The sequence below is a fragment of the Calidithermus chliarophilus DSM 9957 genome (genome assembly GCF_000430045.1).
In the GTDB taxonomy this organism is placed as follows: Bacteria; Deinococcota; Deinococci; order Deinococcales; family Thermaceae; genus Calidithermus; species Calidithermus chliarophilus.
This window is the reverse complement of sequence record NZ_KE387025.1, coordinates 5779-32634: the sequence shown is the minus strand read 5'-3', so window position 1 is coordinate 32634 and position 26856 is coordinate 5779. Positions and strand designations below refer to the sequence as shown.

Sequence of the window (26856 nt, the reverse complement as noted above, 5' to 3'; positions counted from 1 at the left end):
CCTCGACAAAGCCCGCAGGGAGACTCCTGGGGTGAACCACGTGGTTCACCTCAACAACGCCGGGGCGGCGCTGATGCCCCAAGCTGTGTTGGATGCAGTCAAGGCCCACCTGGAATTGGAAGCGCACACCGGCGGTTACGAGGCGGCCCGTGCGCGGGAGGGGGAGTTGAGCGCAGTGTATACCTCGCTGGCGCGGCTGCTGGGCTGCCATCCCGATGAAGTGGCGGTGGTGGAAAACGCCACCCGGGCTTGGGACATGGCCTTTTACAGCATCCCCTTCCGGGCGGGAGACGTGATCCTCACCAGCCAGGCCGAGTACGCCAGCAACTACATCGCCTACCTCCAGGTATCCCGGCGCACCGGGGCGGTGGTCGAGGTCATCCCTGACGATGAGCACGGTCAGGTAGACGTCGAGGCCCTTTCAAGGATGCTCAAGAAGCGGGTCAAGCTGGTCTCGATCACCCACATCCCGACCAACGGGGGGCTGGTCAATCCCGCAGCCGAGATCGGAAGGCTCACCCGAGCGCACGGGGTGCTGTACCTGCTGGATGCCTGCCAGTCGGTGGGGCAGATGCCCGTAGACGTACAAGAAATCGGCTGTGACCTGCTTTCAGCGACCAGCCGCAAGTACCTGCGGGGCCCGCGTGGGGTGGGCTTCCTCTATGCTCGCAGGGAGGTGTTGCAGCGGCTCGAGCCACCCTTCCTCGACCTCCATGCCGCGACCTGGGTAGCACCCGACCGCTACGAGATCGAGCCCGGCGCCAGGCGCTTCGAGAACTGGGAGTGCAACGTCGCGGGCAAGCTGGGCCTTGGAGCCGCGGTCGATTACGCGCTGGCCTGGGGGCTGGAGAACACGTGGCCCAGGGTGCGGGCCCTGGCCGAGCAAGTGCGCAGGGGCCTGGGCGAGGTTCCCGGGTGCGAGGTGCTCGACCTGGGTTGCGAACGGTGTGGCATCATCTCGTTCACCCTCGAGGGCTACGCCCCCGACCAGATACGCGACTGCCTGCGGCGGCAAGGCATCAACGTCAATGTCTCCCGCGCCCCTTCCACATTCTTGGACATGACCCGGCGGGGCATCAAGGAATTGGTGCGGGCGAGTGTCCATTACTACAACAGCGAGACCGAACTTGAGCGGTTTCTGGTCGCGCTCGGGCGACTCGAGCAGGAAGTGCGGGCTTAGGCGGGCTTAAGGAGGTAGGCATGCGGAGCAATTTCCCGAACAGCGGTTGGCTCACGGTCGCGGTGCTGGGGCTGTTGGCGGTAGGGGGTATCGGCCTGTGGCAAAGAGGTGGTGCCCAAGCCGGCGATCTGCTGTCGCGGGTCAGGGCCGCCGGGGTGCTGCGGGTGGCCAACACCCAGGCCAGCCCGCCCTGGAGCATGATCGACGACAAAAAGCAGCTCGTGGGCTTTGACGTTGACGTGGCTTATGAATTGGCCAAGCGCCTGGGCATTCCCAAGGTGGAATTCGTCGCCGGGCGTTTCGCCGACTTCATCGCGGGCATCGAAGCGAACAAGTACGACATCGTAATCTCAGGACAGACCGTCACCGAAGAACGCAAGAAGGTGGTGGATTTCTCCATCCCCTATCAGGCCATCAGCGTGTCGGTGTTCACCCGTCCGAGCCGGGTGGGCCAGTTCAAGAGCTTGGAGGACCTGAGCGGTAAGCGGGTGGCGGTGACTTCGGGCTCAACCCAGGAGAAGTTCGTCCGCGAGAAGGTCCCCGGGGCCATCCCTAAGACCTACGAAAACGGCACCCTGGCGCTCATGGACGTGGCCTTCGGCCGTGCCGACGCGGGGCTTTTCAACCGCTTCGTGGGCGCTTATCTCGCCCAGAAAAACGGGCTGCTGGTGGCCCCCGCCTTCGACCTGGGGGTGGAGCTCAACGCCATGAGCTTCCGCAAGGGTGAGGCCGCGTTCAAGGCGGCGGTGGATAAGGCGCTGGCCGACATGATTGCCGACGGCACGCTCACCGCCATCTCCAAGAAGTGGCTCGGCGGGCAAGACATGGCGGCGGCGCTGGCGAAGTATGCCAAATAAGCAGCAGGGGAGGCTGGTAGATGCTCGAGCTACTCCAACAGGCCGCACCCTTCTTGCTCCAAGCTCTGTGGACAACCATCTGGCTGGGTGTGGTTTCGTTCGTCCTCAGCCTGGCGGTGGGGCTGGTGGTGGCGGTGGCTCGGATGTACGGCCCCTGGCCGCTGCGGGCCCCAGCCGTCGCGTTCGTTTCACTCGTCCGTGGCACCCCTTTACTCACCCAAATCCTGCTGGTCTATTACGGCCTGCCACAACTGGGCTTCACCATCGAAGCCATCCCGGCGGTCGTTTTGACCTTGGCCCTGCACGCCGGAGCCTACACCAGTGAGGACATGCGCGGCGGCATCCAGTCGGTGGACAAGGGGCAGTGGGAGGCAGGCTATTCCAGTGGCATGACCTTCGCCCAGGTGATGCGGCGGATCATCCTGCCGCAGGCGATACGTGTGATCACGCCCTCGCTGGGCAACCGCTTCATCACCATGATGAAGGACACCTCGCTGGCCTCGGTGGTAACGGTGGTGGAGCTGACGCGGGTGGCCGAGCAGATCGGTTCGGCTACTTTCCGCTACATGCAGATGTTCGTGATCGTGGCCCTCATCTACTGGGTCGTCAACTCGCTCTTGTCGCTGGGCCAGGCCAAACTCGAGGAGCGGATGCGGAGGGCCTACCAATGAACCACCAGGAAATGCACGTGCACGGAGTGCCGCACGCTCACGGTGGGGTCTGCCAGATTCGTGCCGAAAACATCCACAAGCGCTTCGGTTCGCTCGAGGTGCTCAAGGGGGTCTCGCTTACGGTCCACAAGGGCGAGGTGGTGGTGATCATGGGGCCTTCGGGCTCAGGAAAGACCACCTTCATCCGCTGTCTGAACTTCCTTGAGGAGCCCGATCAAGGCCGGGTGGTCGTCTGTAACGTGGAGGTGGACTGCGGGGTGAGGGCTGCTAGCCGTGAGCGCAGCGGCAAGATCCGCCAACTGCGCACCCGGGCGGCGATGGTCTTCCAATCCTTCAACCTCTTCCCCCACATGACCGCGCTAGGCAACGTGATCGAAGGACCGATCCAGGTGCTGGGTATGAAGCGCGAGGAAGCCGTAAAGTTGGGCGAACAGCTCTTGGCCAAGGTGGGGCTGGCTGAAAAACGTGACGAGTACCCGTCGAGGCTTTCTGGGGGACAAAAGCAAAGGGTGGCCATCGCCCGCGCCCTGGCCATGAACCCCGAGGTGGTGTTGTTCGACGAGCCCACCAGTGCCCTGGACCCGGAGTTGCACGAGGAGGTCCTGCAAACGATGCGGCAGCTCGCCAGGGACGGGATGACCATGATCGTCGTCACCCACGAGGTCAAGTTCGCCCACGACGTGGCCGATCGGGTAGTGTTCATGGCGGACGGGACGGTGGTCGAGGAGGGGGTGCCCCAGGAAATCCTGGTCAATCCCAAGCACCCGCGCACGCGAGCCTTCCTCCGTTTGGTCGAGCACTGAGCGGAGGCGGTATGGCTCGGCCGGTTGGTGGTCGATGGCGGTCGAGAATCGCCGCCTTCCGTTCGCAAGCCTCCTGGGCAGTGCCTCGTGGGTTCGGGGCCGGGGAAACGGCTGCGGCTCTCGAGCATGGTCCCAGAGGCGCACTGTGCGTAGCGTACCGTCATGGTGTCCTGTCCCTCGCCCCCCGTTTTGCTAGCGGTTGACGGCTTTTTCGGCTTCTCCCTCCTACCTTCCGCGTCAGGCCCATCAGGTACATTTGGTACATTTATGCCCTGGCTTTTGCCCAAGCCCATCCCTGAAAGCTCCGACCGGCTCCTCCAGCGCTGGCTGGGCGGGCTGGCCGAGCGGCTGTCGGACCCCTCCACCGACCGCTACGCCCTGGTGCGGGACGAGCTCGCGCGCATCCTGCACGCGCGGCCCTACGACGAGCTGGCCGAGGTGGCGCCCATGGCGGCCTTCGCCCTCGACGCGCGCAACGCCACCTTCGAGGCCGAGCACTACGTCGCCACCGACCCCGAGAGGTTCGACCGGGTCAAGCCGCTGCTGTGGCTGTGGAAGGCCCTCGACCTCACGCCGCTGGGGCAGTCGGTGCACTCGGGCGTGGCCATCCGCCGGGCGCTGGCCCCCTTCATCTTCAGGCGCGTGGGGCGCAACCCCAAGTTCTTCCAGAACGTGGAGTTCAGCGTGGGGTACAACCTCGAGCTCGGCGACGACGTGGTGGTGCACCGCTACGCCCTCCTCGACGACATCGGCGGGCTGGTGATCGGCGACCGCTCGTCCGTCTCCGACTACGTCAACCTCTACAGCCACACCCACCACGTGCTGGCCTCGCCCGACGTGACCCTCAGGCAGACCCTCATCGGCTCGGGGGTGCGCATCACCTACCACGCCACCGTGCTCGCCGGGGTGTGCGTCGGCGACGACGCGCTCATCGGCACCGGGGCCGTGGTCACTAAGGACGTCCCGCCCCACGCCGTCGCGCTGGGCGTCCCGGCCAGGCCGGTGCGCTACAAGGTGCGCCACGACTGCCCCTACTGCCGCCGCGGCGAGCCCCACCCCTCGCAGTGCCAGGACCGCCTCCCCGACCGCAAGCCCAACCCCGACTACCCCGACTTCCTCAAGCCCGGCTTCGGGACGCGGGAGGCGTGAGAGCCGCCAGCGGGGGCGGCCAGCCCTCAGCCCTCAGCCGTCAGCGGTAAGCAGGAGGCCCATGGCCTGTGGGGAACCTCTCCTGGTGGACGGTGGCGAACTGACTGGGTCTGGTACTCCTCACGAGAGGAGTGGGGGTCCGGGGGCTTCCCAGCGGGCCCCCGGCTGCCGCATGCCGGCATAGTTTGACCCTCGGCACTTCAGGGACAATCTTCCCTTATCCCACCCCATCTGGGGTGGGATACTCGAGGCTATAGGGTGCGCCCTGGCCCTGGGACCACCGAGCCAACCGGCAAACCCGAGGAGGGTGTTTGACGTGCAAGGCAGAGCCAACATCCGAACCGTTGCCTGGGTTGTCACCCTGCTTCTGGGCGTAATTCTCTACCTGCTGTACCCGGCGTTGCTGCCCTACCTGCTGGCGGGCGCCATGGTGCTGATGCACCTGGGGGGTCACGGAGGGCACGGCCACGGCACGTGTCAGCCCGACACGGACCCCGACCGAACGGATCAGCCGAAAGAGCGCAGGCCTCACCAACACTGAAGACGAGCCCGGCGCCGGCGGGCGCCGGCGGAGCCCGACATGAACACGTTCAACCGCAACCTCGACCACCTTCCCTTAGGCGTGCGCAGCCGACTTGAAACCCTGTTGAGCCGGACGGGGGGCCGCCTTGCCGTGTTGCCCATCGACCAGGGTCTGGAGCACGGCCCTATCGACTTCCTCGACTCCCCCGAGGCCGCCGACCCCGAGCACCAGTTCCGCCTGGCGGCCGAGGCCGGTTTTTCCGGCATCGCCGCGCACCTGGGCTTGGCCGAGAAGTACCTGCCCGATCATGCCGGCCAGGTTCCGTTAATCCTCAAGCTCAACGGCAAGACCGGCATTCCTCCGGACGAGGAGGCCTTCAGCCCCCTCACCGCCGGCGTGGAGGACGCCCTCCGGCTGAACGCACAGGCGGTCGGTTATACCCTCTACGTCGGCTCACCCGCCCAGGACCGCGACATCGCTCAATTTCAGCGGGTACGGGCGGAGGCCGGGCGCTACGGCCTTCCCGTCATCGTCTGGGCCTACCCGCGGGGCCGCTGGGTTGACCAGAAGGGGGGTAAGGATTCGCCCTACGCCGTCGAATACGCCGTGCGGGTCGCCCTTGAGCTCGGGGCGGACGTGGTCAAGGTCAACATCCCGCGCTACGACCCCGCCCGTAAGGAGCAATACCCCGGTGAATACAAGAACCTGGAGCTTTCGCCTCACCAGGCCCTGCGGCGGGTGGTGGATCTGGCGGGGCGAGCGCTGGTGATCGTCTCGGGCGGGGCACGCCTGTCAGAGGACGCCGCCGTTGCCCAGGCCCGGCTCGCCCTCGAGGCCGGGGCGGCGGGGTTGATCTTCGGGCGCAACGTCTGGCAGCGCCCCTTCCCCCGGGCCCTGGAGCTTTCCCGGCGGCTGCTGGATCTGGTCAGAGGCCGGAACTGAGGTGGGAGATGTACCTGTGGCACCTCACCCCCGACGCCCCCCGTACCCCTGTGAGGGTAAGCCCCGGTGAGGCGGTACGCCTGGTGATCGGAAGCTGGCCCATCGGGCCGGGGCAGCGGGTTTGGCTCGAGCTCCAGGGCCCGGCCGGCGAACCCACGCGGCTCGAGGCCCGCTGGGCACACAACCAGGGTGAAAACAGCTACTGGCAGGTCGAGCTGGGGCCATTCACCCGGGGTGAGCGGGTGCGCTACAGGGTCTTCGGCGCATCCCCCGCGGGTGAGGTCTCGGGGCCGGAAGGGGGCTTCACCGCCGGGCCCAAGCTCTACCTGGCCCTGCTGTGGCACCAGCACCAGCCGCTGTACAAGGACAGCGCCCGCCCGGGGGCAGCGGGCAGCCACCGCCAGCCCTGGGTACGGCTCCACGCCCTGCGCGACTACTACTCGATGGCGGCCCTGGTGGCCCAGCATCCTGGGGTGCACCTCAGCGTCAACCTGACCCCGGTGCTGTTGTGGCAGCTCGAGGACTACCTGGAGCGAGGGGCCACCGACCGGGCCCTCGAGCTCTCCTTAAAGCCCGCCGAGACCCTGAGCGTGGCCGAGCAGGAGTTCGTGCTCTCCTACTTCTTCGAGGCCGACTGGCACCACCAGATCTACCCCCACCCGCGCTACCGCGAGCTCTTCAGCCGGCGGGCGGAGGGGAAGCCCTTCAGCGCTCAGGATCTGCGCGACCTGCAGATGTGGTTCAACCTGAGCTGGTTCGGCCTGGAGTTCCGCGAGGGCGAGGTGGCGCTCCCCACCGGCGAGACGGCCTCGGTGCGGCGCTTCGTGGAGCAGGGGCGGGGCTTTAGCCAGGCCGACCTCGAGGCCATGCTGGCCGAACAGTACAAGGTGATGCGGGCGGTGATCCCGCTGCACCGGCAGCTTCAGGAGCGGGGCCAGGTCGAGGTCTCCACCACGCCCTTTTACCACCCCATCCTGCCCCTGCTGCTGGACAGCGACGGCGCCACCCTCGACCGCCCCGGCGCCGCCCTCCCGGCCCGCTTCGCCCGCCCCGAGGATGCCGCAGCCCAGGTCGAGCGGGCGGTGGAGTACTACACCCGCCACTTCGGACGGCCTCCCCGGGGGATGTGGCCCGCCGAGGGGGCGGTGAGCCAGGGGGTGGTTCCCCTCTTCGCCCGGCAGGGGGTGCGCTGGATCGCCAGCGACCAGGGGGTGCTGGCCCGCAGCGGACGATACGGGTACGACACCGGCGACCCCGACGTGCTGGCCCAGCCCTACCGCGCCGAGCAGGACGGGCAGAGCCTGAGCATCTTCTTCCGGGACACCGCCCTTTCCGACGACATCGGCTTCCGCTTCCAGGGCTGCAAGGACTTCGCCGCGGTGGCGAGGGCCTTCCTGGACGAGGTCAAGCAGCGCTTCGCCCGCCGTTTCCAGGGCGACGAAGACCGGGTCCTGAGCGTCATCCTGGACGGGGAGAACGCCTGGGGGGCCTACTGCGAGGACGCGCGGCCTTTCCTGCACGCGCTGTACGGCCTGCTCGAGCAAGACCGCGAGGTCGAGACCGTGACCTACAGCGAGTACCTCGAGGGCAACCCCGCGCGGGGGATCGCGCCCCACCCGGCAGAAGGTCAGGGCAAGGTCTACGACCTCTTCACCGGGTCCTGGATCGACGAGAACGGCTCCGCGCCGGGGGTGGACCTGGGCACCTGGGTAGGGGAGGCCGAGGAGAACCGGGCCTGGGGGCTCTTGAAGGAGGCCCGGGAAGCCCTCGAGGATGCGGGAGCCATCCCCGAGACCCACCCCGCGGCCTTCACGGCCCTCTACGCCGCCGAGGGCTCGGACTGGTTCTGGTGGTTCGGCCAGGACCAGGACTCCGGCGGCGATGCCGAGTTCGACGAGCTGTTCCGCACCCACCTGCGGAACGTCTACCGGGGTCTGGGCCGGGAGCCGCCCGAGGGGCTCTCGAGGCGCATCGTCTCCAGGGCCGAGACCTGGAGCTTCGCCCGGCCCGTTTCGCAGGTCCAGGCCGGGGACCGGCTCGCCGTGCAGACCAACTGCCCCGGCCGGCTCACCTGGTGGCGCGAGGGCCAGCAGGCCCAGAGCGCCGAACTCTCCCCGGTGGGCGGGGTGATGGCCGGGCTGCGGCGCTACCGGCTCACCCTGGGGCCGCTGGAGCGGGGGAGGCTTCTCTTCCGCTTTGGCTGCACCCACCCCGACTGCGACCGCAAGGACCTCTGCTGCCAGGGGGAATTGCAGGCCGTGGAGGTCGTGTAGGAGGCCGGTGTGAAGCCCATCCGAACCTTCAACGTGGTCCCGTCGCTGCCAGGGCCCCTCGAGGGCCTCAGGCGGCTGGCCTATAACCTGCGCTGGAGCTGGAACCATGACACCATCGAGCTTTTTCGCCGCCTGGACCGCGAGCTGTGGGAGGAGGTCGGCCACAACCCGGTGCTGCTGCTGGGGCGCATCGACCAGGCCCGCCTGGAGGCGGCGGCTGCCGACGCGGGCTTCCTGGCCCACCTGGAGCGCGCGTTAGCCGACCTGGAACGCTACCTCTCCGGCGAGCTGACCTGGTTCACTCGAGCGGGCGGTCGCCGGCAGGGGACGCTGGTGGCTTACTTCTCCGCCGAGTTCGGCCTGACCGAGAGCATTTCGGTTTTCGCCGGAGGACTGGGAATCCTGGCCGGGGATCACCTCAAGTCCGCGAGCGACCTGGGGGTGCCGCTGGTGGGGGTGGGCCTCCTGTACCAGCAGGGCTATTTCCGCCAGTACCTCAACGAGGCGGGCTGGCAGCAGGAACGCTACGAGGACAACGACTTCCACACCCTGCCGCTGACTCTGGAGCGGGGCCCCGACGGAAAGCCCCTCGCCGTCGAGGTGGCCTACCCCGGCAGGGCGGTACGGGCCCAGGTCTGGCGGGTCCAGATAGGCCGGGTGCCCCTGTACCTCCTCGACGCCAACCTGGAGGTCAACCGCCCCGAGGACCGCGACCTCACCGACCAGCTTTACGGCGGCGACCCGGAGATGCGCCTCAAGCAGGAGATCCTGCTGGGCGTCGGCGGCTACCGGGCGCTGGAGGCCCTGGGCCTCAACCCCAACCCCCCGGTCTACCACCTGAACGAGGGCCACGCGGCCTTCGTGGCGCTCGAGCGCATCCGCCGCCTGATGCGAAGCGAGGACCTCTCCTTCGCCGAGGCCCGCGAGGCCGCCTCGGCGGGGCTGGTCTTCACCACCCACACCCCGGTGCCCGCCGGGCACGACCACTTCCCGCCCGAGCTCCTGGGGCGCTACCTGGGGGAGTATGCCCGCGAGCTGGGCCTGAGCCTGGAGGGTCTTCTGGCTCTGGGGCGCAAGAACCCCGCCGATGGCCGCGAGACCTTCGGCATGACCACCCTGGCCCTGAAGCTGGCCGCACACTCTAACGGGGTGAGCCGGCTCCACGGCCAGGTCACCCGCAGGACGTGGCGGGAGCTGTGGCCCGGCGTGCCCGAGGAGGAGATCCCCATCGGCCACGTGACCAACGGGGTGCACTTCCAATCCTGGATCTCCCTGGAGATGAACCAGCTCTACGAGCGCTACCTGGGGCCCTCCTGGCGCGAGGAGCCCGCCGACCGAGCCCTCTGGCAGGGGGTGTACTCCATCCCCGACGAGGAACTCTGGCGCACCCACGAGCGCCGCCGCCTGCAAGGGCAGCTCTCCCGGCGGGGGGCCAGCGAGGCCGAGCTCGAGGCGGCCCGAGGCGTGCTCGACCCGGAGGCCCTGACCATCGGTTTCGCCCGGCGCTTCACCGGCTACAAGCGGGCCACGCTGATCCTCTCCGACCCCCAGCGCCTTGCACGCCTTCTCAACGACCCGGCCCACCCGGTGCAGCTCATCTTCGCCGGCAAGGCCCATCCGCGTGACGAGGAGGGCAAGCGGCTCGTCCAGCGGGTGGCCGAGCTGGCCCGCCAGCCCGCCTTCGCCAGGCGGCTGGTGTTCCTCGAGGACTACGACATGGCCGTGGCCCGGGCCCTGGTGCAGGGAGCCGACGTGTGGCTCAACACCCCCCGCCGCCCCCTGGAGGCCTCGGGCACCTCGGGCATGAAGGCCATGGCCAACGGGGCGCTCAACCTGAGCACCCTGGACGGCTGGTGGGACGAGGCCTGGCAGGGCGCCGACCCCGACGAGCCCATCGGCTGGGCCATCGGGCGCGGCGAAGACTACCCCGACCCCGCCCTGCAGGACCGCCTCGAGGCCGAAGCCCTCTATGGCCTGCTGGAACAGGACGTGGTGCCCGCGTTCTACGAACGCCCGGGCGGCTTGCCCCGGCGCTGGCTGGCTCGCATGAAGGCCTCGATCGCCACCCTGGCCCCCCGCTACAACACCCACCGCGTGGTGCGCGAGTACACCCAGCGCTGCTACCTCGTGGGGGCGGAGCGCTTCCGCGCGTTGGCGGAGACGGGCTGGGGCCGGGCCAGGGCCCTGGCGGCCTGGAAGGAGCGCCTCCAGGCGGCCTGGCCCCAGGTGCGCGTCGAGGCGGTAAAGGCCGACCTCGAGGGAGACCTGCGGGTGGGTCAGGCCCTGGACGTGTGGGCCTGGGTGAGCCTGGGCCCGCTCACCCCTGAGGAAGTGCGGGTCGAGGTGTACCTGGGCCGCTTGGACCCGGGCGGCGAGCTGGCGCAGGCCGGAGCCACCGCCATGCGGCCGGTGGAGGCGAAGGGGCCCGGCCGCCACCTCTTCCAGGCCGAAGCCGTGCCCTGCCAGATGAGCGGGCTGCACGGCCTTACCGTGCGCGTGCTACCCCAGCACCCCGATCTGCCGGTCCCTTTCCTGCCCGGCCTGATCGCCTGGGCTGGCCCGGAGTCGGTGGCCCAGCAGACGAGCGGGTAGGGCCGTGAACCCTAAGCGGACCCTGGGCTGGAGGCGGCTTGGAGGCGGCTATGTCGAACCGGAACATCCTGGTCTTAGGCGGGCTCCTGGTGATCGCTGGGGGCGTGCTGTGGTGGGGGATGAGCCGTACCCAAGCTCCCGGACCAGCTCGATTGCTTCCAGAACCCGTCTCCGCAGCACAGGCCCTGTTGCAGGACGAGCAAAACACTGCCGAGGTGGTGCGCCGGTTTGGCGAGGGGGTGGTCTACGTCCCGGTCGGCCTGGAGTTTACCGTCACCGAGGGCATCGTCTCGCCGGTACGGCGGAATCATGGCGCGGTGGGGGTGAACTGGCCCTCAGGGTGACGCCCCAGGTGATCCGATAAGGAGGCTTATGGAAAAGCCAGGCTAGCACACTTACAGCGCGGCGATCCTTCGGCCAAAGAGGCACAAACCTCGCAAAGGAGAACTCCATGGAAAAAGTCACCGATCCTGTGTGCGGGATGCAGATCGACCCCGAAAAAGCCGCTGGTCGATCGGAGTACCAGGGCCAGACCTACTACTTCTGTAGCGAAGGCTGCAAGAAAAGCTTTGATGCCGACCCCAAGAAGTACGTCAAGCCCGGCGATAGCCACCACGGCCACCCCTAGCCCGCGAGAGCCACTCCCGTGACCCACATCCGCCCGGCCCCCGTATCCCCTCCAGCACTGCGTGTATTGGTCATAGGGGGGATTTTGCTGGCGACGGCGTTTTGCTTCGTGCTGATCAAGGCTGGCCTGGCCTATGCCCCGCCCTTCTTGTTCGCGGCCTTGCGCCTGGGGTTGGCTGGCCTGGCACTGGTGATGCTGCTGCCGCTCCTGGGCCAGCCCCTGCTGCCCGCGCGACGGGATTGGGCATGGCTGTTGTTGCTGGCCCTGGCTTCGGCGGCTTTCGCTTACGGGGCGATGTTCTCCAGCCCGGGTCTAGCAGGGGCTGGCCTGGCGGCGGTGCTGGGCAACGTCCAGCCGCTGATCGTGGCTGGGCTGGCCAGTTTCCTGCTCAAGGAGCGTTTCACCCCGGCCAAGAGGTGGGCCCTGGTCCTAGGGTTTGTGGGGGTCAGCGGAATGGCCCTGCCCGCCCTCGCTGCGCCCGGCGGCCTGGGGCTGCCCGGGGCAGGGTTGGCCCTGGCTTCCTCGCTGGGCTTCGCGGTGGGCAGCGTGGTGATCAAACGCCTCGAGCCCCCCCACCTCTTCACCCTCATCGCCTGGCAACTTCTGCTGGGCAGCCTGCCGCTGTTTGCGGGCTGGCTGCTGTGGGAGGGTGGGGCAGCCCCGCGCTCGAGCCTGGAGTTTGTCGGGCTGTTGCTGGTGCTGGCCCTGGCGGGCACGGCTTTTGTCACCGCGGGGTGGTACTGGTTGCTGCAGGGCAGCGACCTCGGGCGGCTCTCGCAGGTGTTTTTCCTGGTGCCCGCCGTGGGCTTGGGTTTGGCCGTCGTGTTGTACGGCGAGCGGGTGACCCTGGTGCAGGGGTTGGGGCTGGTCTTGATCGCGGGCGGGCTGAGGGTGCAGGCCCTCGAGCCCCGCCCGATGGACCGAATTCCGAGAGGAGACCCATGAAGCGAATCGCGGTGCTCACCAGCGGGGGTGACGCCCCCGGCATGAACGCGGCCATCCGGGCGGTGGTGCGCGGCGGCCTGGAGCAGGGCTGGGAGGTCTTCGGAGTGCGCCAGGGCTACGCGGGCCTGATGGGTGGTGATTTTGTCTCGCTCTCGGCCCGTGACGTGGGCGGCATCATCCAGCAGGGTGGCACCGTGCTGGGCAGCGCTCGGGCTCCCGAGTTCAAGACCGAGGAGGGGCGCAAACAGGCCCTCGCCAACCTCGAGGCTCGAGGCGTCGAAGCCCTGGTGGTGATCGGCGGGGGTGGCTCCCAGAGCGGGGCCTACGTGCTCTCAAGGATGGGCTTCCCGGTGGTAGGGGTGGCCTCCACCATCGACAACGATCTCTACGGCTCGGAGACCACCATCCGGGTGGATACCGCCCTCAACATCGCCCTCGAGGCCATTGACCGCCTCAAGGTCACCGCCTCGAGCCATCACCGGGCCTTCCTGGTCGAGGTGATGGGCCGCGACTGCGGCTATCTGGCCCTGATGGCGGGCATCGCCGGCGGGGCCGAGGTGATCGTGCTCCCCGAGGTGGAGAGTGACCCTGAGGAGGTCATCGAGACTCTCAAGGCAGCCTACCGCCGGGGCAAGGCCCACGCGATCGCGGTGGTGGCCGAGGGAGCCACCAACAACGCCAATGAGTTGATGCTCTACGCCCAGGAGAATCAAAAGCGCATCGGCTTCGACCTGCGGGTCACCATCCTGGGTCACGTCCAGCGGGGCGGGATGCCCGGGGCCTTCGACCGCCTCCTGGCGACCCGTTTGGGAGTGGGGGCGGTAGAACGGCTGGCGGGCGGTGAACATGGCGTGCTGATGGGCCTCATCCGGGGCGAGATCCTCGCCACGCCCCTGGACGAGGCGGCGGGGCGGAAGAAGCCCCTGGATTTGGGTTTGCTCGAGATGGCCCGGGTGCTGGCCAAGTAAATCAGGAGGTAACTATGGCGCGGGAGAAAGTGCGGGTAGCGGTAAACGGGTACGGGGTGATCGGAAAGCGGGTAGCCGGTGCGGTGCTGGCCCAGCCGGACATGGAGCTGGCGGGGGTGGCCGATGTGGTCTCGGACTACCGCATCAAGGCTGTGGCGGAGGACATCGCGGTCTACGCCTCGCTCCCCGAAAAGCTTCCCGAGATGCGGGCCGCCGGGGTTCCGGTCAAGGGCAACCTGCACGAACTGCTGGAAACGGTAGACGTGGTGGTGGACTGTACGCCCGCAGGGATCGGCGCCAAGAACCTCGAGCGCTACCGCGAGCACGGGGTCAGGGCCATCTTCCAGGGCGGGGAGAAGCACGCCCTGACCGGCCACTCCTTCGTAGCCAGCGAGAACTACGCCAGCGCCCTGGGGCGGGACAGCACCCGGGTGGTCTCCTGCAACACCACCGCCACGGTGCGAACCCTGACCGCGCTGAGGAACGCGGGGCTCCTGAAGAAGGCACGCGGGGTGCTGATCCGCCGGGCCACCGACCCCTGGGAGTCCGACCACTCCGGCGTCATGAACACCGTGGTGCCCGAGGGCAGGATTCCCAGCCATCAGGGCCCCGACGCCCAGACCGTGGCCCCGGATTTGGACGTGGTCACCATCGCCGCCAAGGCCGCCCACACCCAAAGCCACAGCCACTACTGGATCGTCGAGCTGACCCGCCCCGCCAGTGGGGAGGAGGTGCTCGAAGCCTTCCGGGCCAACTCGCGCATCGCCTTCATCCGCATGTCGGACGGCATCGTGGCCCTCAACAGCACCATAGAGCTGATGAAGGACCTGGGCCGGCCACGGGGCGACATGTACGAGGTGGCGATCTGGGCCGACGTGCTCAAGGCCGAGGGGAACGAGCTCTTCTACACCTACCAGGTGGACAACCAGGCGGTGGTGATCCCCGAGACCATCGACGCCATCCGGGCCCTCAGCGGCCTCGAGCCCGACCCCCTGGCCTCGATCCGGCGCACCGACGAGGCCCTGGGCGTGCGCCAGGAATTCCTGCAGGGGCCGGGGGCGGCATGAGCCCACAAACCCCCGCCCACGAACAGGTTCGGGCCGTCACCTTGGCCCTCCCGGAGAGGCTGCTCCCCCAAGGGCGCGACTTCGCCGTGCGGCGGTGGGACGGTGCGGTGTTGCCCGCCACCCGGGAGCCGGCCCGGGCCACCCCGGTGCTGCCCTCGAGCGAAGGTCTGGGGCGGATGCTGCACCCTCCACCGGACGTGTTCCTGGGCGAGGCTTTCTTGCAGATGACCTGTACAACGCGGTCCTGGTACAGCCCCTTAAGGTGCTGGCGGGCCTGCTCTTTGGTGGCGAACGCGGCCTGCTTGCGGGATATTGGGGTCTGGGACGGCTGATGGCGAGTCTGGGGGATCTGTTGGTCAAGGTGGAAAGCGGCTACGTTCGCCTCTACGCGTTTGGCTTGGGGTTGGGGGGGGTTTTGTTATTGCTGTGGGGGGTACTACGCTAGGGGATGGCTCATGCAACAGTCTCGTACTCACCTTCCCTTCGCCCTGGTGCTTTCCGGTGGCGGAGCAAGGGGGCTGGCTCATGCTGGGGTGATCCACGCCCTCGAGCACTATGGCTACTACCCCAGCGCCATCGTGGGGGTCTCGATGGGGGCCATCGTCGGGGTTACCTATGGCCTCAACCCGGACTGGTACGGGGCGCTGTTGCACATGGACACCACCGACTTCCCCGAACCACCTGCTCCACGGAGTGCCGCCTTGCGCGAACGGCTACGCCTACTACCCACCTATTTCCAGGCTGCCTGGAGCTTGCTGGTGGGCTGGGGCATGGGGCAGAGGGCCTTGCCCTATGGTCGGGCGCTGCTGCGGCAACTCACCCTGGGACGCGAACTCGAGGAGTCCCGTATCCCGGTAGCCGCCGTCGCCAGCGACCTGATCACGGCGGAGCGGGTAGTGCTGCGCGAGGGCCTGGCGGCCGATGCCCTCTATGCCAGTGCCGCCCTGGCCGGAATCCTGCCGCCCCTGGAGCGGGATGGGAAGCTCCTGGCCGATGGAGCCTATGCCGATATCGCCCCCATTGACGTGGCTCGTGAGTTGATGCGGGGTTCAGGGTCTTTGCTGGTCATCGCGGTCAATCCCCACGGGTCCCGAAGCGGGCGGTCCCCGCGCAATGGCCTACAAACCCTGATGCGGGCGCTGGAGGTCTGTCACCACCAGCACGCGCATGTGCGTTTTGCCGAGGCCGACCTGGTGCTGGAACCCCGTTTTCCCTTCCCGATCGATACCCTTGACTTCACTCACAAGGCGGTCTGCGTCGCAGCAGGTATCCGGGCGGTGCGAACGGCGCTGCCCCGCCTGCACGAGCTGCTCGGAGCCGATGCCGTGTCGACCTGATCTCACGATCCTCTCCCGTGTCGCTCTCCTGCACCGCTGCCGCCAGATCGCTGCCGCGCTGGCCCGCCACGGACTGGGCTATCTGGCGATGGAACTGGGTCTGGGGCGCTATCTGCCCTTCAATCGAGGCCTTTTCGGCCATCGCAGGAGGCTCGAGTCTTACACCCGCGCCGACCGCCTGCGCATGGCGTCGGAAGACCTCGGCCCCACCCCCGTCAAACTGGGGCAGGTGCTCTCCACCCGGCCCGATCTAGTGCCCCCGGACTGGTCGGAGGAACTGGCCAAGTTGCAGGAGCGGGTGCCGCCCGTACCCTGGCCGCGGGTCTGGCTCAGGCTCGGGCGCGAGCTGGGCCGCCCCCCTGAGGAGGTCTTCGCCCACCTCGAGCTCGAACCACTGGCCGCAGCCTCCGTCGGGCAGGTGCACTGGGGCGTGCACCGGGGTTCGAAAAGATGGCCTCTCGGGTTTTGGTGCAAAAGGACGGTCGTCTTTCTGAGTCCCGTATAAGTTTCTCCAAGGCTCGCGCGAATCTATCCATGGCCCAGGTTTTATACAGGCTTAACATCACCTCCCCACCATAGGCGGGGTGATGGGGTGGGCGCTTGCCACGGCAGCCGGGGTGGGTCTGGCTTTCGCGCTCCCCCCGTTTCAGCTCGGCTTCCTGGCCCCGGTTCCCCTCGCAGTGCTGCTGCGAGCCGGGGGCTTCAGGGAAGGCTTCTTCGCTGGGTTGGGGTTTTGGGCCTTACACCTGGTGTGGCTCCCTCAAAGCTTCGCCCAGCTCTTCGGCACCCCTCTGGGGGCCGTGCCGTTCGTGCCCCTGATCGTGCTCAAGGCACTGAGCTGGGGGGTTCTATTCGGGCTGACCCGGGGCCGCCCGGTGGCCCGGCTAGGGGGCTGGGTGGTGCTGGAGTACCTCACCAGCCTCGGGCCCCTGGCCTTCCCCTGGGGCTTCGTCGGCTACGCGCTCGTGGAGGCGCCGGGGCGGGTACTGGCCGGCCTGGGCGGGGTCTACCTGCTCTCGTTGGTGGTCCTGGGGTTCGCGGTCGCCCTCGGGCGGCAGCGGTACTGGCTTTTGGCAGGGTGGGCTTTGCTGTGGGTGTTGCCCTTGCCGCCAGCCGACCCCGACCGGTACGCGCTGATCGTGCAGGGGGCCGTTCCTCCCCTCGACAAGCTCAGGGGGACCGCGTCTGAGGGGCGCTACCTCGAGCTGACCCGTCAGGGGCTCGCGAAGTACCCCCGGACCGATCTGGTGGTCTGGCCCGAGACGGCCGTGCGGCAGATCCCCCCGGAGGCGGAGGCGGTGCTGGGCGGGCGCGAGCTGGTGAGCGGCATCCCGGCCTGGGATGAAGGCTACCGTAACCGGGTCGTCCTGGTGAAAGACGGGGTGGCCGTCGCCAGCTACGATAAGAGCCGCCTGGTCCCCTTCGGGGAGTTCTTCCCCTGGCGCGGCGTGCTGGGAGGGGTGTACGGCTTCTTTTTCCAGGCCCTGGGCCTGGGCAATCTGACCGACACCCGGCCGGGCGACGCCGGTCGACCTGCTGTGGACTACGGCGCCTACATCTGCTACGAGTCGGTGTTCCCGGAGGTGGCCCGCGCCCAGGCGCGAGGCGGCGCCCGGCTGCTCGTCAACGTCTCCAACGACGCCTGGTTCGGTCCTAGCTTCGGTGCCCTTCAACACTTCCAGATGGGCCGGCTGCGGGCCGTCGAGACCGGGCGGTGGCTGCTGCGGGCCGGGAACGACGGGGTGAGCGCTTCTATCGACCCCTCCGGCCGGGTGGTGGCGAGCATCCCCCGTTCACAGCCGGGGTTCCTCCAAGCGCCCTACCGCCAACAGGACTACGCCACGCCCTACAGTCGCTTCGGGGACTGGGCGGTGGCGGTGGCAGCGCTGCTCTTCCTGGCGGGATCGCGCCGGACCACCCTGACGTTCCGGAAGAGCCCGGGGTCTTTTACGCAGGCTTAACCGGGGCGGGGTAGCCTCGAGCGGGCGAAGGGGTGGCACAAACCCTACAACCCTCGAGGGGTACAGTCATGGACACTGCGGGAATCAAACTCGGCCCTTTGTTCATAAGCTGGCACGGACTCCTCATCGTGCTGGCGATTCTCGTGGGGGTGGAGGTCGCTAAACGCCTGCTCCGGCGCTGGGGCCACGACCCGGCTAATTTCGAGCGGACAGCCTTCTGGGCGGTGCTGTGGGGGGTGGTGGGGGCCCGGGTGGCTTACGTGATCACCAACCCGGATGCCTTTCTCGCCAGCCCGTGGTCGGTGCTGGAGGTCTGGCGCGGGGGGCTTTCGTTCCACGGCGGCATGGCCGGGGGGCTACTGGCCTTCTGGTATTACCACAGGCGCCACGGCCTGCCCTTTTACCCCTACCTCGAGGCCGCCCTTCCTGGGGTGGCGCTGGGCATCATCGGCGGGCGTATCGGCAATTTCTTGAGCGCCTGGGACAGTGCCGGGCGGCTCACCACCCTGCCCATCGGCTATACCTTCCCACAGGGTTCGGGCTTCCCCGGCGTCTGTACCAGCACCTTCGACCTGGCGTACGGGGCCTGCGCGGGGCCGGTGGTGATGGGGCCGTTGCACCTGACCCAGATCTACGGCGCGGTCATCGGGCTGGCGTTGCTGGTCGCGACAGGGTTCTGGCTGCGCCCTGGGCGGCCATTCGGCTACGCCTTCTGGCAGTTCGTGCTGTGGTACAGCCTGTTGCGCTCGGTGCTCGAGGAGCCCTTCCGGCTCAACCCCCTGTGGCTGTCGGCGTACCAGAACAACCAACTGGGCATTGGCTTCTTCACCGCTACCCAGCTTTTCTCCGTACCGCTCATCCTGCTGGCAATTTGGATGCTTAGGCGGTTGAAGCGAAAGCCTCCGGAAGGCACGCGGGTCACGGCTTGGGTAACCTCCCGAGGGTGAAGGCCAGCACTTCGGCCGCGTTGGAACACCCATGAGGCTAACCTCTTATACGGGATTCAAGAAGATGGCCACCCTCGCGCCAAAACCCGAGAGGCCATCCTTCTGAGCCCCGGGGCACGCCCCTCACCGCGCCCGGCGAAACCCGCGTCCCCCGGCCGGGTGAGTCCGGTGTCGAACCGCGGCGGGCTGACCGAATCCGGTACGAGGGGTGTGGGGTGCTAAGTTTCTCCAGGGCGACTTTGTCGAAAGTCGCCCCCTCCGCCGCACGGCCACGACGTTGCTATCGACGACACGGAGGTCATTCCGGCTGGAAAAAACTTCGAGAAGGCTGCTCTACACTGCCCGTGCCGTCGCTCCCCGAGGGCGCGCAGGGGCCAAAGCCCCACGAGGTGGGCGGGGGCGACACGGAGAAGCGGTTGGTCAGGGGGCCTAATGGACGCAACCTTCCCCTCGAGCCATGCTGCTGACGCAAGCTCCGAACTGGGCCCCGTGCTCACGCGGATGCTCGGGGGCCATGCCGGAGACGTGTTTGCCGAAGTCCGGCCCCCCTCCGGGGCTGGGCATGTCTTGAGCGAAGCCGGAAGTGAAAAGCAGCATGGACAATACCAACATCGGAGTAAGAATTCTCTTTCTCATGTTTTTTACCTCAAGACCTAGCGTAGGCCGGCGAGGTTAAGCCTGTGTAAAGCCTGCCTTTATCCTCAGGACCGGACGAGAATATCCGCCGCCGGACGCTGCACGGGCCGTCGTCACCGCCGTGCCGCGGTGTCTCGCGGGCTGACGGTGCTTGTCGCGGTCACCCCCTGAGGCCCGGAGGTCGCGGCAACGGACCGCGACCGACCCCGGGTCAGGGGCGGGTCGGTTGCCCGGCCCTGTGAGCCTCACCCCCCCGGGGGGTGGGGTTGACAGCTCAAACCTGGGCTTGATAATCTAAAGCGACCCACCCCCGGGGGGGGTGGATTAAGGGAGACCCGATGACCGAACTTAAAGTCGAAGGCATGAGCTGCGGTCACTGCAAGATGAGCGTCGAGAAAGCCCTCAAGAGCGTGCAGGGTGTGGAGAAGGTAGAGGTTTTCCTCCAGGAGGGCAAGGCTATCGTCGAGGGCAGTGCTCCCGTGGAAGCGCTCATTGCCGCAGTGCAGGAAGAAGGCTACAGCGCGTCGGTTCGGCAGTAAGCCGGGCCGATGACCAGGGAGCGAATGTGAATCCTATCGCCGAACACACCCTGCACCTCGAGCCCCGCGTCCGTGAGGACGCTCGGCGGCGGCTGCTGTCGGCCAAGGGGCACCTGGAGGGCATCTTGAAGATGCTCGAGGGCGAGCCCTACTGCGTGGACGTGCTCAAGCAGATCAAGGCCGTGCAGGGTGCTTTGGACAAGGTGGGCGACCTGGTCTTGAAGAGCCACCTCGAGCACCACGTCGCCAGCGCAGCCCAGCGGGGCGATGCCGACAAGCTCGTAGCCGAGTTGATGGAAGTGCTGAAGTACCGCTAAACGCTCGGTTCGGATGTGGTGAAGCGAATGACCAAAGAGTTGCACATTGGCGTCACGGGTATGACCTGCGCGGCCTGCGTCAACCGGGTCGAGCGCGGGCTTAAGAAGGTGGAGGGGGTCGAATTGGCCTCAGTCAACCTGGCTACCGAGAGCGCCAGCGTCGTCTACGACCCCGCCACGACCACACCTCAGGCCCTGGTCGAGAAGATCAAGGAGGTGGGCTATACCCCGGTGGTGGCTGAAGCCGAGTTCGGCGTCACGGGCATGACCTGTGCGGCCTGCGTGGGACGGGTGGAACGAGCCTTGAAGAAGCTGGACGGGGTACTCGAGGCCAACGTCAACCTCGCCACCGAACGGGCTACGGTCAAGTTCCTTCCGGCCAGCACGGGCCTGGCCCAGTTCAAGCGGGCTATCCGCGACGCAGGCTACGGCGTGCTCGAGGCGGGGGTGGGCCAAGACCGCGCCGACCTCGAGCGCGAGGCCCGCGCCAGGGAGATCGCCAGCCTGCGCCGCTCGGTGCTCATCTCGGCGGTATTCGCTCTCCCCCTGCTCCTCATCGCCATGCTGCCCATGCTGTTTCCGGCGGTCGAGGAGTGGCTGATGGCCACCTTCGGGCACGGCGTCATGAGCACGCTGAACTGGGTGATGCTGGCCCTGGCAACCCCCGTGCAGTTCGGTCCTGGCCTGCGCTTCTACCGCCACGGCTGGAAGAGCCTGCGCTCCCTTTCGCCCGACATGAACAGCCTGGTGATGATCGGCACCAGCGCGGCCTACTTCTACAGCCTGGGCGTGGTCCTCTTCCCCGGCGTCTTCCCCCCTCAGGCCCGCCACGCCTACTTCGAGGCGGCGGGGGTGGTGATCACGCTGATCCTGCTGGGCAAGTATCTCGAGGCCATCGCCAAGGGCCGCACCTCCGAGGCCATGAAGCGGCTGCTCTCCTTGCAGGCCAAGACAGCGAGAATCGTCGAGAGCGCGGGCGAGCGGGAAATCCCCGTCGACGAGGTGCTGCCGGGCGACGTGATCGCGGTCAGGCCCGGCGAAAAGGTGCCGGTGGACGGGGTGGTGCTGTCGGGGCAGAGCTACGTCGACGAGTCCATGATCACCGGCGAGCCCCTCCCCGTGCTCAAATCCGAGGGCGCGAAGGTCATTGGGGGGACCGTCAACCAGAATGGGGCCTTCACCTTCCGGGCCACCGCCGTGGGCGCGGATACCGTGCTGGCCCAGATCATCAAACTGGTCGAGACGGCCCAGGGTTCCAAGCCGCCCATCCAGGGCCTGGCCGACCGGGTAGTAGCGGTGTTCACCCCCGTCGTGCTAGGGATCGCCGCGCTTACAGCCCTCACCTGGCTGCTTCTCGGCGGGGAAAACGCCCTCACCCTGGCCCTGGTCAACACGGTGGCGGTGCTGATCATCGCCTGCCCCTGCGCGATGGGCCTGGCGACCCCGGTGAGCATCATGGTGGGCACCGGCAAGGCCGCCGAGATGGGGGTGCTCTTCCGCAAGGGCGAAGCCCTGCAAACCCTGCAACAAGCCCAGGTGATCGCCCTCGACAAGACCGGCACCCTCACCAAGGGCAAGCCGGAGCTCACCGACCTGCGGACGCTTGAGGGCTTCGAGGAGGCCGAAGTGCTCCGCCTGATCGCCTCCCTCGAGCAGAAGTCCGAGCACCCCATCGCCCGGGCCGTCGTGAAGGAGGCGCGGGCTCGGGGGCTGGAGCTGCTCGAGCCCCAGGACTTCGAGGCCCTCCCCGGCTTCGGGGTGAGCGGGCAGGTGGCGATCTACCGCGTGGACGTGGGGGCGGACCGGTACATGGCCCAACTGGGCGTCGACGTGAGCCCCTTCGCCGCCGAGGCCCAGCGCCTGGCCGACGAGGGCAAGACCCCCCTCTACGCCGCCGTGGGCGGCAAGCTGGCCGCCGTCGTCGCGGTCTCCGACCCGGTCAAGGAGGGGACCCCCGAGGCCATCGCCGCCCTGCACCGCCAGGGCTTCAAGGTGGCGATGATCACCGGCGACAACCGGCGCACCGCCCGCTCAATCGCCCGGCAGCTCGGCATCGACGAGGTGCTGGCCGAGGTCCTGCCCGAGGGCAAGGCCGACGCGGTGAAGCAGCTCCAGGGCAAGGGCTACCGCGTCGCCTTCGTGGGCGACGGCATCAACGACGCCCCGGCCCTGGCCCAGGCCGACGTGGGCCTCGCCATCGGCACCGGCACCGACGTCGCCATCGAGACCGCCGACGTGATCCTGATGTCGGGCGACCTGCGCGGGGTGCCCAACGCCATCGCCCTCTCGAGGGCCACCCTCAGGAACATCAAGCTCAACCTCTTCTGGGCCTTCGCCTACAACGTCGTGCTGATCCCGGTGGCCGCAGGCGTGCTCTACCCGCTGAACGGCTGGCTGCTCTCGCCAGTGCTGGCGGGCGCGGCAATGGGCCTCTCCTCGGTCTTTGTGCTCTCCAACGCCCTGCGCCTGCGTGGGTTCCAGCCCCCGCTGAAGGCCGAGAACCCGCTGCCTCAGCCCAGCCCCCAGGCTGTCCCTGCTTAGGCGGTGCCGCTGCCTGCAATGCGGCGCAGAAATCTACCATGCCTGCGGACATCGGCTAGCGCCTCTCGAGCGCGTGTGGCTCAAACCCAGACCTGGGGATCATTGTGTGTTCTGTTCGTACGGGGATGCACTTGTCTCCCAAGACAGGAGGAAGTATGAGCGAAATAACCCAAGAGAAGGACAAGTCCCTCGGCCTGTTCGTGGCCGGCCTCAAGACCAGCAAAGATAAGGTCAAAGACCGCCAGGCCTTCGTGGCCCGTTCCCAGGCCAAGCACAGCGCCCCCCTGGTGGGCGGCTTCCAGATGCTTGGGCTTGGCGGCTCCTGCGGCAAGCCCGCCTTCCTGCTGCCTTTCGCCACCCGTTGGACGCTGGAGAAGGTGGAGGCCCTCGAGGCGGTGGCCGAGCGTTTCGGGATGACCATGGAGTACGGGGCTTACCCCCACCTCAAACTACCCGACGGCACTGAAATCGCCGCCGTTCACGACTGGCTACACGAGACCCACGTCTACCTGCGACCTTCCTACGAGCGCAAGGAAGAACTGATCCAGGCCATAGCCGAGGCCATAAAGCCCGCGGGGTAGGCTGTGCTGATCCTCTACTCGACCCCGTGGTGCGGGGACTGCAAAGCCCTCAAACAGGCGCTGGCTACCTTCAACCTTCCCTACCGAGAGATCAACATCGACCAGCACCCTGAAGCCGAGCAGGAGGTATTGACCCTCAACAACGGGCGTCGCAGCGTGCCCACTTTGGTGTATGCCGGACAGGCGGCTTCGTTCAGCGGTTTCTCCGTGGCCAGGCTCAGGGCCTGGCTCCAGGCGGTCGGGATCCAGCCTTAAGTTGCTCGAGGTGGCTTTGTCAAAAGCCATCCTGAGCGACCCTCGCAGGCATGCTCGGGAGAAGAATTGGAGCGCCATAGCGGGTCTGTCAAAATGCTCATTTTGCAGGCTCACTGTGGCGCGACTTAGGGTGACGACCCCCCAGGGCCGGAAGTCCGGGGCTTCTCGGTTCTTGCAGAACGACCCCCCTCTTGGACACGGGCCGCACGGTGAAGACGAGAATGCGTCCGAGCTGAGACGCATGTCTTGAAGGCTCCGCCCGAGCTTGAGTCCGGCAATCGGGGCTTTACACTGGCTTAACCCAAGTCGGGGAACATGTGTCTATGGAGACCCACGCTGCCCACTCGAGCCCTCGCTGGCCCGTTCTGGAGGTGTCGTTCAAGAACTGTTACGACGCCAGCGAGCTGGCGGACGTCGAGGCCTTCCTCGCACAGTTTCCGGGTGTCCAGCAGGTCCACCTCGACCGGACCACGGCCGTCGCCCACCTCAGCTACGACCCCGCGCGAACCGACGAGGCGGCCATCCGCAAGCGCTTGAAGCAGGCAGGCTACGACTGCGACTGCAGAGATTGCGTGCCCTCCACCGCCCAACCCGGCCATCCCAGCCTCGGACACGAGGGGCATGGCCACGATCCCGCTTCGACGGGCCACCACGCTTTAGCCCAGCACTCCGCCCCCGTACACGACCATGCCGCGATGGGGCACACGGCTCCTGAGATCCGGCCTGATCACGCTGGGGTGGGCCACACTGCCCACGACGAGCACGCCGGCCACAGCAGCCCTGACGACATGCTGCGGCGCTTCCTGATCTCGCTGGCCCTAACCATCCCCGTCGTGATCTTCTCGCCCATCGGCGGGGCGCTGGGCTTCCCCGACATGCCGCCCTTCGGCCTTTCGGTAGGGCTGTGGGGCTTCCTGCTGGCGACCCCAGTGGTGTGAGGTGTCAGCTATGGAAGAGAGCGAACTCAAAGCGTACGTCCATCGCTGGGCTGTCCTGCAGGCAGCTGTGGCGACGGGGGGCGGAGCCGCCCTGCTCTCCGCGCTGTACGTGGGGGCCGGGCTGGTTCCGCAGGAGCAGGTCACCCCGGAGCGGGAGCCCGTGGCCCCGGGGGACCTGATCGTCTACGCCCAGGGCGATAGGGCCGGGCAGCCGGTCAACGCGTCCGATCTGGAGCCGGGCCAGCGCCAGGTCATCGCCTATCCCATGAACCCGCAGACCCGGGTGGTCAAGGGTGAGGAGCCGGCCAACACCCTGCTGCTGCTCCGGCTCGAGGCCGCCTCGCTCACCGCCGAGACCGCCAGGCACGCCGCCGGGGGCGTCGTGGCCTACTCGGGGGTCTGCACGCACCTGGGGTGCATCGTGAGCAACTGGATCGCTGACAAGCAGTTGCTCTTCTGCCCTTGCCACGGAGCCCAGTACGACCCGAGGGACCGCGCGAAGCCCCTGGTTGTTGCCCCTAAACCGCTTCCACAACTGCCGATCCGCGTCGAGGACGGCGTCCTGGTGGTGGCCGGGGAATTCCAGGGCCCGGTGGGGCCGCCGACCTAAAGGGAGACCCCATGGCCAAGATCCCGCCTGAGCCGCCGGGCGGCAGCACCCCCGGCACCCCCGGCCCGAAATCCGGGCGCAGGTTCCCGAGGACCCTGGGGGGTTCGAACCCGGGAAACCCCGCGGCGGTGGCGCCTTATCTGGGTTGGGGGCTGCTGGCGGGGTTGGGGCTGGCCCTGGTGCTGTTCGGCGCGCCGCTGGCGGCGCTGGCCCCGAGCCTCTATGCCCTGGCCAGCCAGCCCTACGCCTGGCTGGCCGAACCCATCAACACCCTGCGGCTCGGGCTGGGGATCCCCCTGTTGAGCGCGTTCCTGCTGGGCTTGCTGGGGGCCCTCGCCCCCTGCCAGCTTTCCACCAATGCCGCCGCCCTCTCCTGGTTGGCCCGGGACGCGCTCGAGGCCCAGGGTTCGGCCTGGAAGCGGGTGGGCTGGTTCTTGCTGGGCAAGGCGCTGGTCTACCTGGCGCTGGCAGGTGTCGCAGTCTGGGTCTTCGGGGGCACTTTCACCGCGCCCGGGGCGCTCTTCACCGGCGTCCGCCGGGTGCTGGGGCCGCTGATGGTGCTGATGGGCTTCCTGCTGCTGGGGCTGATCCGCCTGCCGGGCCCGAGCCTGGGGCCGGGCCGGCTGGGAGACTGGGCCCGGGCCAGGGGCGGCAGCCTCGGCGCTTTCACCCTGGGCGCGGCTTTCGGGCTGGCCTTCTGCCCCACCATGTTCTTCCTGTTCTTCGGGGCGATGCTGCCCGCGGCGGTGGCCTCGAGGGCGGGGCTGGTGTTCCCGGCCCTCTTCGCCCTGGGCACGGCCGTGCCGGTGCTGCTCATCCTGGCCCTGCTCGACCGGGGCAAGCCCAAAGGCGAGGTGCTGGGCGGGATGCGCCGCGGCGGGCGCCGGCTGAACCTCGCCGGCGGGGTCGTCCTGGTCGTGGCAGGGCTCTACGACACCCTCGTGTACTGGTTCTTGTAAAGCCGACCTACAACAGCACCGGCGCCAGGGCTGCGGAGCTCTCGGAGTGGCGAGCGCCCCGGGCAGGAGCATAAGCAGGTGCAGGCCCCGCCCTGGAGGCACAGCGTGGAGGCCTGCACACTCCCACCCTACGCGCCGGGCGCAACGTGGGCGCAACGGCGTGTCCCGCCGCGGGAGGTGCCGGGCCTTAGCCCCACGTCTGCAGCGGGGGAGCCAGGGGTTCTTCGGGCGGGGCCTTCCCGCGCAAGGCAGCCTCCAGTGCCTCCCCCCGGCCCGCTCACCCTTCGTCCTGGCCCGGCCCCACCTCGGGCAGCTTCTGCACGGCCTGCCGCAGGCGGCGGGCGGAGGCGTGGAGGTAGACCAGACTTGACCGCTATACATCTTTTGTATGCAACCCCAGGAACCTCAAAGCGGAGAGGGGGTTGAAGGAGAAGGCTTCCAGGGCGGCTTTTTTAGCCTGGACCTTGCGGTAGTTGAGGCAGTTCAGCACGAAAGCCCGCAGGGCACAAAGGTTGAAGGCCAGGGCGCCACGGGCCTGGGCATGGTCCTCGCGTAAGAGCACGTCGCGTACCCAGAAGTTCCGGTTCTCCACGCCCCAGCGTTGGCGCATGAGTTCGCCCAGACGCCTGGCCCCCGC

General features: G+C 67.9%; 26 protein-coding genes and 1 pseudogene. 26 read left to right on the top strand and 1 reads right to left on the bottom strand.

Annotation, left to right across the window (positions count from 1 at the left end; genetic code table 11):
- The first annotated feature begins 31 nt into the window (after positions 1 to 31).
- The 26 genes from MEICH_RS0115110 (at position 32) to MEICH_RS0114970 (ending at position 26219) form a co-directional block, all read left to right on the top strand.
- Positions 32 to 1180 (top strand): aminotransferase class V-fold PLP-dependent enzyme, encoded by a 1149-nt coding sequence (locus MEICH_RS0115110; protein WP_218916419.1) that lies wholly within the window; start codon positions 32 to 34, stop codon positions 1178 to 1180.
- 20 nt (positions 1181 to 1200) lie between these two features.
- The gene (locus MEICH_RS25275) at positions 1201 to 2037 is read left to right on the top strand and encodes a transporter substrate-binding domain-containing protein (RefSeq protein WP_027888525.1); all 837 of its coding nucleotides are present in this window, start codon (positions 1201 to 1203) and stop codon (positions 2035 to 2037) included.
- Positions 2038 to 2057: 20 nt separating this feature from the next.
- Entirely contained in the window at positions 2058 to 2708 is a 651-nt protein-coding gene (locus MEICH_RS0115100; RefSeq protein WP_027888526.1) for an amino acid ABC transporter permease, read from the top strand.
- On the top strand, positions 2705 to 3511 hold the full coding sequence (locus MEICH_RS25270) for an amino acid ABC transporter ATP-binding protein (protein WP_275052626.1): 807 nt from the start codon (positions 2705 to 2707) through the stop codon (positions 3509 to 3511). The genes MEICH_RS0115100 and MEICH_RS25270 overlap by 4 nt, the downstream gene beginning before the upstream one ends.
- A gap of 267 nt (positions 3512 to 3778) precedes the next feature.
- Positions 3779 to 4660, top strand: coding sequence for an acyltransferase (locus MEICH_RS0115090; protein ID WP_027893331.1), 882 nt, complete (start codon positions 3779 to 3781; stop codon positions 4658 to 4660).
- 580 nt (positions 4661 to 5240) lie between these two features.
- On the top strand, positions 5241 to 6125 hold the full coding sequence (locus MEICH_RS0115080; protein WP_051304242.1) for a class I fructose-bisphosphate aldolase: 885 nt from the start codon (positions 5241 to 5243) through the stop codon (positions 6123 to 6125).
- 8 nt (positions 6126 to 6133) lie between these two features.
- A complete protein-coding gene (locus MEICH_RS25265) occupies positions 6134 to 8398 on the top strand; it encodes a glycoside hydrolase family 57 protein (RefSeq protein ID WP_051304241.1) in 2265 nt (754 codons plus the stop codon).
- A 9-nt stretch (positions 8399 to 8407) separates the two neighbouring features.
- Positions 8408 to 10990: an alpha-glucan family phosphorylase gene (gene glgP, locus MEICH_RS0115070; protein WP_027893329.1), complete on the top strand. Its 2583-nt coding sequence runs from the start codon at positions 8408 to 8410 to the stop codon at positions 10988 to 10990.
- Between the two features lie 50 nt (positions 10991 to 11040).
- Positions 11041 to 11334, top strand: a complete 294-nt coding sequence (locus MEICH_RS0115065) for a hypothetical protein (RefSeq protein ID WP_027893328.1) — start codon at positions 11041 to 11043, stop codon at positions 11332 to 11334.
- 107 nt (positions 11335 to 11441) lie between these two features.
- The gene (locus MEICH_RS28095; protein ID WP_081698418.1) at positions 11442 to 11618 is read left to right on the top strand and encodes a YHS domain-containing protein; all 177 of its coding nucleotides are present in this window, start codon (positions 11442 to 11444) and stop codon (positions 11616 to 11618) included.
- Positions 11619 to 11702: 84 nt separating this feature from the next.
- The gene (locus MEICH_RS0115055; RefSeq protein WP_162147922.1) at positions 11703 to 12563 is read left to right on the top strand and encodes a DMT family transporter; all 861 of its coding nucleotides are present in this window, start codon (positions 11703 to 11705) and stop codon (positions 12561 to 12563) included.
- Positions 12560 to 13531, top strand: a complete 972-nt coding sequence (gene pfkA, locus MEICH_RS0115050; RefSeq protein WP_027893326.1) for a 6-phosphofructokinase — start codon at positions 12560 to 12562, stop codon at positions 13529 to 13531. Before MEICH_RS0115055 ends, pfkA begins: the two co-directional genes overlap by 4 nt.
- A gap of 14 nt (positions 13532 to 13545) precedes the next feature.
- On the top strand, positions 13546 to 14598 hold the full coding sequence (locus MEICH_RS0115045; protein ID WP_027888532.1) for a type II glyceraldehyde-3-phosphate dehydrogenase: 1053 nt from the start codon (positions 13546 to 13548) through the stop codon (positions 14596 to 14598).
- A complete protein-coding gene (locus MEICH_RS0115040; RefSeq protein ID WP_027893325.1) occupies positions 14595 to 14930 on the top strand; it encodes a hypothetical protein in 336 nt (111 codons plus the stop codon). Before MEICH_RS0115045 ends, MEICH_RS0115040 begins: the two co-directional genes overlap by 4 nt.
- Before the next feature lie 123 nt (positions 14931 to 15053).
- Positions 15054 to 15935, top strand: a complete 882-nt coding sequence (locus tag MEICH_RS0115030; RefSeq protein WP_081698420.1) for a patatin-like phospholipase family protein — start codon at positions 15054 to 15056, stop codon at positions 15933 to 15935.
- On the top strand, positions 15919 to 16440 hold the full coding sequence (locus MEICH_RS30720; protein ID WP_027893324.1) for an AarF/UbiB family protein: 522 nt from the start codon (positions 15919 to 15921) through the stop codon (positions 16438 to 16440). Before MEICH_RS0115030 ends, MEICH_RS30720 begins: the two co-directional genes overlap by 17 nt.
- An 82-nt stretch (positions 16441 to 16522) precedes the next feature.
- Positions 16523 to 17896, top strand: a complete 1374-nt coding sequence (gene lnt, locus MEICH_RS0115020) for an apolipoprotein N-acyltransferase (protein WP_036197325.1) — start codon at positions 16523 to 16525, stop codon at positions 17894 to 17896.
- 68 nt (positions 17897 to 17964) lie between these two features.
- Complete coding sequence (locus tag MEICH_RS0115015; RefSeq protein ID WP_027888537.1) at positions 17965 to 18843, top strand: prolipoprotein diacylglyceryl transferase; 879 nt, start codon at positions 17965 to 17967, stop codon at positions 18841 to 18843.
- Between the two features lie 974 nt (positions 18844 to 19817).
- On the top strand, positions 19818 to 20018 hold the full coding sequence (locus MEICH_RS0115005) for a CopZ family metallochaperone (RefSeq protein ID WP_027893323.1): 201 nt from the start codon (positions 19818 to 19820) through the stop codon (positions 20016 to 20018).
- Between the two features lie 26 nt (positions 20019 to 20044).
- Positions 20045 to 20335, top strand: coding sequence for a metal-sensitive transcriptional regulator (locus tag MEICH_RS0115000; RefSeq protein ID WP_027893322.1), 291 nt, complete (start codon positions 20045 to 20047; stop codon positions 20333 to 20335).
- 27 nt (positions 20336 to 20362) lie between these two features.
- Complete coding sequence (locus tag MEICH_RS0114995; protein ID WP_027893321.1) at positions 20363 to 22876, top strand: heavy metal translocating P-type ATPase; 2514 nt, start codon at positions 20363 to 20365, stop codon at positions 22874 to 22876.
- Positions 22877 to 23031: 155 nt separating this feature from the next.
- Entirely contained in the window at positions 23032 to 23457 is a 426-nt protein-coding gene (locus MEICH_RS0114990; RefSeq protein ID WP_027893320.1) for a DUF3638 domain-containing protein, read from the top strand.
- A 3-nt stretch (positions 23458 to 23460) separates the two neighbouring features.
- Positions 23461 to 23712, top strand: a complete 252-nt coding sequence (locus tag MEICH_RS0114985) for a glutaredoxin family protein (RefSeq protein ID WP_027888008.1) — start codon at positions 23461 to 23463, stop codon at positions 23710 to 23712.
- A gap of 323 nt (positions 23713 to 24035) precedes the next feature.
- Positions 24036 to 24650: a heavy metal translocating P-type ATPase gene (locus MEICH_RS0114980; RefSeq protein WP_027888007.1), complete on the top strand. Its 615-nt coding sequence runs from the start codon at positions 24036 to 24038 to the stop codon at positions 24648 to 24650.
- A 10-nt stretch (positions 24651 to 24660) separates the two neighbouring features.
- Entirely contained in the window at positions 24661 to 25260 is a 600-nt protein-coding gene (locus tag MEICH_RS0114975; RefSeq protein WP_027893319.1) for a QcrA and Rieske domain-containing protein, read from the top strand.
- Positions 25261 to 25271: 11 nt separating this feature from the next.
- On the top strand, positions 25272 to 26219 hold the full coding sequence (locus MEICH_RS0114970) for an urease accessory protein UreH domain-containing protein (RefSeq protein WP_084542362.1): 948 nt from the start codon (positions 25272 to 25274) through the stop codon (positions 26217 to 26219).
- Between the two features lie 373 nt (positions 26220 to 26592).
- Here MEICH_RS0114970 and MEICH_RS0114965 read toward each other — a convergent pair.
- Positions 26593 to 26856: pseudogene (locus MEICH_RS0114965) on the bottom strand (transposase); the annotation flags it as partial.